Origin of the sequence: Chthoniobacter sp. (assembly GCF_040003245.1) — a bacterium.
Classification (GTDB): domain Bacteria; phylum Verrucomicrobiota; class Verrucomicrobiia; order Chthoniobacterales; family Chthoniobacteraceae; genus Chthoniobacter.
Genome location: NZ_JBDUCX010000258.1, coordinates 1 through 9,222 on the forward strand (window position 1 = coordinate 1; position 9,222 = coordinate 9,222).

The following is a 9,222-nucleotide window of genomic DNA, read 5'->3' on the forward strand; positions in this document are numbered from 1 at the left end:
CCCGATATGCAAACACGGCTCGACGACCGCGTGCATTTACTCGAGGGGATGGACAGGTTGCGCCGCGATGCCGATTCGAACGGGCTGATGGGCGCGATGGACGAGTTCAGCCAGCGCGCCTTCCACATGCTCACGTCGTCGAAGGTGCAGACAGCATTCGATCTCAGCCGCGAGCCGGACAGCGTGCGCGATCGCTACGGTCGCCACGCTTATGGTCAGCGCGGCTTGATGGCGCGGCGCCTCGTGGAGGCGGGTTGCCGTTTCGTCACCATGGTCTGGGAGAATCCCTACCCCGGCGGCAAGATTCCGAATGCCTGCACCTACAACTGGGATTCGCATGCCGTGAACTGCGACATGTTCACCGACAGCCGCTGGCGGATGCCAGTCTACGACCAGGCCCTCACGGCGCTGATCGAGGACCTTTACGCCCGCGGTCTCGACAAGGATGTCCTGGTCATCGCGACCGGCGAATTTGGCCGCACCCCGAAGATCAATACGCAGACCGGCACCGCAACCAAAGTGAGCCAACCGGGCCGCGACCATTGGCCGAACGCGATGTCGATGCTGGTCAGTGGCGGTGGCATGCGGACCGGCCAGATCATCGGCGCGACCAACGCGCGCGGCGAATATCCGGTCGATCGTCAGCTTTCGCCAAACGATCTTTGGGCCACGGTCTATCGCCACCTCGGTATCGACTACAACGAAAGCACGCTGGATCTTCAGGGGCGCCCGATGCCGATCCTGCCTTTCGGCTCGCCGATCGAGGAAATCCTGCCGGTCTCGTAGGAGACTGTGGAATAATTCACAGTTCTCTTCACGGGTCATCCTGAGCGAAGTCGAAGGACCCCGTCGCTACACCAAACGTGTCGCTGGTTCTTCGACGGGGTTCTTCGACTCCGTTACACTCCGCTCAGAATGACACGCGAGGAGGGATCTCACTTTTAGACAGTCACCAACCTTACTTTTTCACCGGCGCGAAGGTCGCGAGCTTGCCGCCATCGGCCGCATTCCACACGCGCAGCACGCTATCCTGCCCACCCGCCACCACCAGTTTCCCGTCGGCACTCACCGCGGCGGATTCCATGAAATCCGCGACCTCCGGGAACACTCGCACTTCTTTTCCGTCGAGGCCGACCAGCCGCACTTTATTGTCGCCGGAGCTGGTCACCACATTCGCGGTGGTGCCCACGAAACGCACGGCCGTCACTTCCTTGTCATAGCCTTCGATGTTTTTCTTCCGGTCACCGGTCGTAAAGTCCCACACCTTCACCATTCCATCAGCCCCCGCGGTCGCCAGCGTGCGACCATCGGCGCTCCAGCTCACGCCGAGCACATGGTGCGTGTGGCCTTCGAAATTGCGGACGGTTTTACCAGTGGCGAGCTCGGTCACGCGCGCCATTTTGTCGGCTGCGCCGGAGGCGAGTAGCTTGCCATCCGGCGAAAACTCGAGACTCAAAACGGCGTCGGAATGGACCCTCGGAAAATCCCGCACGAGCTGGCCGGTGCCGATGTCCCAGAGCTTGAGTTCCCCACCGCGCGAAGGCTCGCCGCTACCGGTCGCGAGTTGTTTGCCATCCGGCGAAAAAGCGACGGCATTCACTCGATCCGTAAGCGGTGAACCGGCGTCGCCCGTGCCAATGGTGCGCTCGAGCTTCCATTCCGGCGTCAGGTTCCAGGCCAGCGCAGCGCCATCGCCCGCCGTTGAAATCAGCTCGCCATTCGGCGCGAAGGCGAGCGAGGTGACGGCGGTACTGTGCCCTTTCAGCACTTCATACGCGGCTCCATTTTCCGCGCTCCACGTGTGGATGATTTGATCGTCGCCGGCCGTCACCACCGTCGAGCCATCGGTTGAAAATGTCACCGCGCGAATCGACTGCTCGGCGGCGGCCGCAGCCTGGCGGGCGGCTTGCAATGTTTCCTCCGCTTTCGTGCGGGCGGTTCCGACGGTCACCGCGGCGGCGTTGGCTTCCGTCACGCTGCCCGCGTTCTTTTGCTCTTCCGCCCTGGCCAGAGCCAGTTCGGTCTCGGCGACATGCTTCGCGGTTTCGGCATTCTTCGCCGCTTCCTCGGCCGCCGCGACCTGTTTGTTCGCGGGTTCGATTTTATCGGCCGCCTGCTTGCGCTGCGCCTCGCGTTGATCGCGCTCGGCACGCGCCTTGGCCGCTTCCTGCAAGCCCGCCGCGGCATCCGCGGCCAATTTGTTCGCGTCGACCGCCGCCACGCCCTTGATCGCCTCGGTTGCGGAGGCGGCCAGCTTCGCGGCCTTGGCCGCCGCATCCTGCAATTTCGCCTCGGCATTCTTCAGCTCCGTTTCCGCAGCCACCAGCGCTTGATCGGCCGCAACCTTGCCCGCCTTGGCATCGGCCATTCCTTTTTGTTTGGCGGCGACGTCCTGTTCCTTCGGCACAATGGCCTCCGTCGATTTCTTCACGCGATCCTGCGCCACTTGCAGCGCTTTCTGCGCGGCATCCACGGCGTCTTTGCGATAGGCGACATTGCCCGTCTCGATTTGCAGAGCGCGATCCTGTTGGTCGGCAAATTCCCGGGCATAGCGGTTGCCCCGCAGCTCGGCGATTGGTTTCCCATCCGCACTCCACAGCTTCGCAATATTCCCGCCGGCAGTGACAATGCGCTGCCCATCTCCGCGCAGCGCAAACGCGACGATCGCTTCGCCATGATCCACCTGCCCGACCTGTTTCCCTTCGGCGTTCAGCAGCACGAGAGTCTTCCCGTCGACGCGCGCCAGCTTGGAGCTTTCGTTTGGTGCGAGTGGCTGCGCCGGTTTGCCCGCCATCGGGGTGCGCCGCCAAAGCTTCACTTCACGATAGTCACCCGAGGCCATCAGCGTGCCATCCGGACTAAAAGCGAGGGCGTTCACCTGGTCGCGGTGGCCCGCTTCGGTGGCCACGAGCCGGCCCGATGGCACGTGATAAATGAAGATCCGATTCTCGCGCGCGCACGCGGCAAACTGTCCGTCACCGGTGACGGCGACGGCAAAAATCGCGCCGAGGCTCTCCGCGAGCGGCTGCCACTGCACGATTCGCTCGGTCTTCGGCGACGCTTTCGCCCCCTGGTCGATCCAAAGCTTGAGCAAGCCGAGCTGCTCCGGCGTGAGGTTCTTCGCTTTCGCCTTGTTGTCGCGCGGCGGCATCGCGAGATCGTTGTCGAGATGCGCCGCCGCTTGCAGGATGAGGCTTTCGCTGCCCTTCTGCGGTGTGATGGCGGCACCCGAGTCGCCACCCTTGAGCATGAGTTCCGGTGTCTCGAGATTCAGCCCGCCTTTCGTGGTCGTCTGGCAATGGCACGAGAGGCAATTATCGCTCAGGAAGGGCCGCACCTCGCGATCGAAATCGACGGCGGTCGCCCGCTTCGGCTCGGCAATGGCGATCGGCGCCTTGGCCGCGAAGGCCGCCGAGCCGGTGAGCACGATGGTGAGAGCGAAAGGCGCGAAGATCTTCATGGTTGCTTGGGCGGCGCCGGCTGCACCGCGATGCGGATCGGTGCGGAGTAGATCGTCGTGATCACATCCTTGCCGCGGAATTTGCCTTTGGTTTGCGCCTGAAAATGGACGGTGTATTCGCCGCTCGGAATCTTCGCGGTCGCGAGGTCGATGGTCGCGGTGGCGGTATTCGCGTTGGCCGCCACGTCGATCTCTTTCGCCGGCTCGAGCCCGGGCGCACCGGTCGCCTTCAGCTTCAGCGCCTCCTTGAATTCGCCCCGCCGGGTAATTTTCAGCGGGATGTCGATCTTGCTGCCGGCGGCGATCTCCCAATGTTTGTCTTCCGTCGTCGTCACGCTCACCGGAGCCGATTCCGCGGCGCTCACCGCCGGGCAATATCCCGCGTGAGCCGTGGACGAACGGCGTCCACGTTGGCATCGGCCACCGTCCAGCAAACGGCGCCACCCCGTGCGTCGCGCACCAACTCAGCGTCACCGACTTTCGCCTTCCCAATCACGCGAATCGCACCGGCCCAGCGCTCCGGCTTCTCCCCACTGGTCAGCAAAACGACGCCCTCACTCGCGCCCGCCGCGATCTTCGTGGGCTGACAGGTGACTCCGGTCGGAAGGCCTTCGGCGTGCAATTCAATCTCACCTGCGAAACCATCGCGGCGAAAGGCGAGGACCTTGATCCCGATCGTGCCATCGCCGCGCAGCAGCGCGGTGAACGGCTCGGCCTTGCGGTCATCCTTCTTTTCCGGCGGCGGTTCGGCGACGGTCATTAACCGGAAGTCCGGCGACTCCTTGCGCAGGACGAGACGATAAACATTGCGCGGGTCGCTCCGCGAATTGCCGAAGAGGTCGCACACTTTCACCCGATACGCGCCGTCCTCCTTCGCCTCGAAGCGGAGCGCCGGATCGTTGCTGGCCGTACTAAAACGAACGCCGCCGATGTTCGTGTCCGCGCCGTAAGCTTCCTGCACATCCGCCGTATCCCGCTGAACCAACACGAAAGGATTCGTCGGCAGATCCAGCCGCTGGGAAATCATTTCGATCCACCACACGTCGCCCTTCTTCGCGTCGAAGGTGTAGAAGTCGGCGTCGCCCGCGGGAAAGAATTGGCCCGCTACTTCGCAAGGCAGCGTAATTTTCTGGGCCTCACCCGGACTGTTGTTGGGTTCGTGCTCGGCGACCACCGTTTCGTTGGTGAAGCCGACGAAAACCGCATTCGAGGCGTGCGGCGAAGACAATCGATAGGAAAAGCCGTCGATGGCCGCCGCAGCGGAATTCGAGAGCCCATCCACATGCGAGTCGCCCGTCGCGGGCACATCGATCTCAACCTCCAGTTTTTCGAGCGGCTTACCGTCGCGGCCGGCGAGGTTCGCCGGTGCGCCGCCGGGCAGATTGCGACCGTAGAGCGTGAACTTTCCCTTCGCGCCGGGCTGACCGCAGGGCGGAAAGACGAAGTCGATATGCGGGCCCGTCGTCAGCGCGACGCGGTAAAAATACTCGCCACTGCCGGCAAACGCGACGTCATGAAGCTTGAGTAAATAGGTGCCGTCGGCGGGCGCGGTGAAGTCGAGCAATCCACCACGGCGGCTCGTTTCGAGTTCGCGGCCGGTCGCATCGAGAACGGTCAGCACCGGCGTCAGGCGGGAATCGATTTCCAGCGCAGCACACTCGCATAACAGACGTTGTCCCTTTTTCGCGGTGAATTTGAAATAATCAGCAACCGCCGCGGTCGCGGCTCCCGCAACGACGGAATCGAGCGGCAATTCCATCGCGCTTTCCGGCGTGTTGTGGACGCCGGTCTTGCTCGCCTGCGGCAGATCGCCGACGACGAAAGCCCGCGGATTCGAGATGCCGAGCAGACCAGCCACGCGCACATCGTAAACCCCGACCGGCACGCCCGGCGCGATCTTCACGACGAATTTCTTGTCCTTCTGCTCGGCGGTAATGCCGGGATTGGAAAAGTGCAGTTCCTTCGCTTCCTCGAGGTCCGCTCCGGTGATCGCCACCTCGACTTCCGAGCCCGCTTTGCCCCCCGGCGGAAACACCGTGTCGAGACGGATGACCGGCAGTTCCACTGCCCAAGCCCGCGTAGCGAGCAAGCACGCGGCGACGATGGCGCCAAGAAGGGGGGTAGAACGCGCGGCCATTCCTGCCTAGTGATTGAAGAGAAATTCCTTCGTGTTCAGGATCGCCCAGAGAATGTCCTCGTAGCCCATCCGCTTGCTTTTCACCGCATCGACCGGCTGCCCATCGGTGCCCTTGCGCGGCTTGTCGAGATAGGCCTTGGCGAGCTCGAGCTCGTGCGCTTCCGGCGCGCGCGAATAGGCGGCCAGATACAACTCACGCAGCTTCTCTTCATCGCTCCGCGGATCGGCCATCAACTTGGCCGCGGCACCGGAGTCCGAAGCCAGCTTGTCCTGGATGTCCTTCGCGTTGAGAAGGTGCAGCGCCTGCGCGAGGCTGGCCTCCTGCGTGCGTTCGCACTCGCAAGCGCTCGAGCTCTCCGGCCGGCCAAAGACGGTCAGGAAGTAGGAGCCGGCATTGAAGCTGTTGTCCGGCAGCGAGATCGCGCGCGTTCCCGCGGGCATGCCGGGGAAGGTGCCTGGCGTGCGCGTGATTTCGTTGATCGAATCGTAGAGCACTTCAGCGCCGAGGCGCTTCGCGTAATAGCGGGAAAAGTTCTGCCGGTCGGCGCTGTTGTAGTGATTCGGCACCGCGCTGAGCTGATAAGTCTGCGAATGCGTCATGTCGCGGATGAGCACCTTCAAGTCATAGCCACTGTCGATGAAATGCTGCGCGAGCGCGTCGAGCAGTTCGGGGTTCGAGGGCGGGTTCGTCTCGCGCATGTCGTCCTCGGGTTCGACGATGCCGCGATTGAAAAAGTGCTTCCAGTAGCGGTTCACCAGCGTGCGCGCGAAGAAGGGATTGGCGCGGTCGCTCATCCAGTTCGAGAGCGCCACGCGCGGATCGTCGTCGGCCGCGATCTCCAGCGGTCCGGTGATCAAGGCGGCGGGGCGCACGGGCAGTTTGGTCTTCTTGTTGATCGCTGTCGCCACGCCGCGCCGGTGGAAGATGGCTTCGTTCTCCTTCGTCGTCGTGGGCTTGCGGCCCACCTGCGTGAAGAACGCGGAAAAGCTGTAATAGTCGTTCTGGCTCCACTTCTCGAAGGGATGATGATGACACTGCGCGCACTGCATGCGCATGCCGAGGAAGAGCTGCGCGATGTCCTCCACTTCCTGCTGCGGCTCTTTCACCTGGCGATACCACGCGACCGGTGGATTCTCCGCCACGTCTCCCGTCGCGGTGAGCAGGTCGCGCGCGATGACGTTGTAAGGCCGGTTGGCCCGCAGGCTGTCGCGCAGCCAGTCGAAGAACGCGAAATTCATCGGCGCATCCGCCGGCTTCGCGCGTTTGTTGCGCAGCAGCGCACTCCACTTGTTGGCGAAGTAATCGGCGTATTCCGGGCTGGCGAGCAAGGCATCGATCAACTTGTCGCGTTTCGCCGGATCGGCATCCGCAAGGAAGCGTTGCGACTCGTCGAGGCTCGGCAGCCGGCCCGCGATGTCGAGGCTCACGCGCCGGATGAACGTCGCGTCATCGCACGGGTCGGACGGCGGCATGCCCATCGCCTTGAGCTTGGCGAAGACGAGGTCGTCGATGTAATTGCGGGACGGCGGCAGATTTTCCACGGTCGCACCGAGCGGCGCGGTCGCGCGGAACGTGGCGACCCGGCCCTGGTAACGGACCATGATGGCGACGTCGCCGGGCTGCTCGAAGAGCTTCACATGTCCGCCCTCGTCGGCCTCGGCCATGCTCTTTTCATTGGGCTCGTAGAGCGCGCTGCGCGTCACATCCTGCACGCTGCCGTCCGTGTAACGGGCGAGCACCACGAGTTGCTGTTCGCCCTTCAGCGCCATCGTGCGTTGCTTGGGCAGGACCTCGATTTTGGCCACCTTCGGATCGCTATCCTTGCCGTAGGGCAGGCCTTGCGCGATCCAGCGGACGAGCAATTCATAGTCGTCGGACTTCGCATCGAGCCGCTTGCCGCCGCCGTGCGGCGTGGCGTTAAGCCCCTTGAGCAGCAGCAGGCTGTTCTCCGGCGCCGCCGGAAAAACGCGCCGCCCGCGCGCTTCCTTCACGATGTGTTCGTAATCCTCCGCCGGTTCGAAACCGAGCAGCGAAAGCTTGAAACCATTCTGGCCGCTCGCCTTGCCGTGGCAGCCGCCCGCATTGCAGCCGGCCTTGGTAAAGATCGGCACGATCTGGTTGGCGAAATTGATCGGCTCCGCGTGACTCGCGTCCTCGACATGGGCGACCAGCGTGGCCGTCACCCCGTCTGCTTCCGCCGTGATCGTCACCGCGCCATTGGCCACCGGTGAAACAATCCCGCCCTCATCCACCTTCACGATGCCTGCGGGCGCGGCGCTGTAGGTGACCTGGTGCGTGAAGTCGCGAATCGCCCCGTCGTCGAGCTTCGCAGTAACGAGCAATTGCTGGCGCGCGTCCTTGCCCCGCAACGTGAGTTCAGGCGCGCCGGTGGCTTCGATCTGCAAACTCGCCGGCTTCGCCAGGACGGCGGCTGTCATCGCAAAAAAGCACGTGAGGAAGATGGGGGGATATTTCACGATCAGATCAGTTCTTTCATGGGCTGCCAGCCATCGACCAGGTACTGCGGGCGCCCGGAAAGATCCGGCAGCGTCACGTTGTTCAAATCGATCCCCAGCCAGTGGTAGAGCGTGGCGAAGACTTCACCGAAATGCACCGGCCGCTCGATCGGCTCACCACCGAGGCGATCGGTCGCGCCGATGACCTGCCCGGTCTTGAAACCGCCGCCCGCGACGACACCACAGCCCACGCGCGGCCAGTGATCGCGCCCGCCGTCCTTGTTGATCGTCGGCGTGCGGCCAAACTCGCCCCACGCCACCACAGCGACATCCTTGTCGAGCCCGCGCGCATGCAGATCCTCGATCAGCGCGCTGTATCCTTGATCAAATAGCGGCAGGTGCGTGAGCAACTCCGAGTGGTTCCGCGCGTGGAAATCCCAGCGCCCGAAGTTCATCGTCACGCAGCGGGCCCCGGCCTCGATCAAGCGTCGCGCGACGAGAAAGTGCTCGTTGTTGCGCGGTGCGCCGTCGCCGTAATTCTTCGGGTCGCCCTTGCCGTAACGCTCGCGCACTTTCGGGTCTTCCTTGGAGACATCGAGCGCGTCGAGCAGCTTGCTCGAGGTCAGCACGTCGAAGGCCCGCTGATCGAAGACATCGAGCGCGCTCATCAGGCCGCTGTTGTCCACGTCACGTTGAAATTTATCGAAGCTCGCGAGCAGCTTCTGGCGGTCGGCGAGGCGGTCGCTGGTGATGCCGTTGAGCACGAGATCGCTCATGCCCGCGCCATTGGGACGGAAAGCCGCATACGACGGACCGAGGAAACCCGGATGGCCCGGCGAGCCGTAGGGCGGATGCCCGGCATTCGGCGCGAGGCCAACGAAGGGCGGCACCTCCCGGGCGCTCTCGGCGCACAGCTTCGTCATCACCGAGCCGATGGAGGGCCAGCCGCCGGGCGGCGCGACCACACCCTTCGCAGAACGGCCGGTGTAGCAGATGTGCGAATCGTGATCGCCGGTCATCGAACCGACCATCGTGCGGATCGGGATCAGCTTGTCCATGATCCGCGCGCAACGCGGCATGTGTTCGGAAATCTGGATGCCGGGGACGTTCGTCGAGATCGGCTTGTAGGGCCCGCGAATCTCCAGCGGCGCGTCCATCTTCAGGTCGA

6 protein-coding genes are annotated in these 9,222 nt (G+C 63.6%); 1 reads left to right on the forward strand and 5 read right to left on the reverse strand.

Features of this window, described 5'->3' with window-relative positions:
- On the forward strand, positions 1-786 hold a 786-nt coding region (locus ABJF10_RS25835), incomplete at its 5' end, for a DUF1501 domain-containing protein (RefSeq protein WP_348547508.1).
- Between the two features lie 172 nt (positions 787-958).
- Here ABJF10_RS25835 and ABJF10_RS25840 read toward each other — a convergent pair.
- The 5 genes from ABJF10_RS25840 to ABJF10_RS25860 form a co-directional block, all read right to left on the reverse strand.
- Positions 959-3,460: a c-type cytochrome domain-containing protein gene (locus ABJF10_RS25840; RefSeq protein WP_348547509.1), complete on the reverse strand. Its 2,502-nt coding sequence runs from the start codon at positions 3,458-3,460 to the stop codon at positions 959-961.
- Positions 3,457-3,825 carry a hypothetical protein gene (locus ABJF10_RS25845; protein ID WP_348547510.1) on the reverse strand — a complete coding sequence of 123 codons (369 nt, stop codon included), beginning with the start codon at positions 3,823-3,825 and terminating at the stop codon, positions 3,457-3,459. Before ABJF10_RS25845 ends, ABJF10_RS25840 begins: the two co-directional genes overlap by 4 nt.
- On the reverse strand, positions 3,822-5,597 hold the full coding sequence (locus ABJF10_RS25850; RefSeq protein WP_348547511.1) for a PPC domain-containing protein: 1,776 nt from the start codon (positions 5,595-5,597) through the stop codon (positions 3,822-3,824). Before ABJF10_RS25850 ends, ABJF10_RS25845 begins: the two co-directional genes overlap by 4 nt.
- A gap of 6 nt (positions 5,598-5,603) precedes the next feature.
- A complete protein-coding gene (locus ABJF10_RS25855; protein ID WP_348547512.1) occupies positions 5,604-8,075 on the reverse strand; it encodes a DUF1549 and DUF1553 domain-containing protein in 2,472 nt (823 codons plus the stop codon).
- A 2-nt stretch (positions 8,076-8,077) separates the two neighbouring features.
- Positions 8,078-9,222 (reverse strand): DUF1501 domain-containing protein (locus tag ABJF10_RS25860; protein ID WP_348547513.1); only part of this gene is annotated, 1,145 nt, incomplete at its 5' end.

Excerpts from the sequence above, each read along its gene's own strand:
- ABJF10_RS25840 (WP_348547509.1), bottom strand. The coding sequence starts at position 3,460 with ATGAAGATCTTCGCGCCTTTCGCTCTCACCATCGTGCTCACCGGCTCG.
- ABJF10_RS25850 (WP_348547511.1), bottom strand. The coding sequence starts at position 5,597 with ATGGCCGCGCGTTCTACCCCCCTTCTTGGCGCCATCGTCGCCGCGTGC.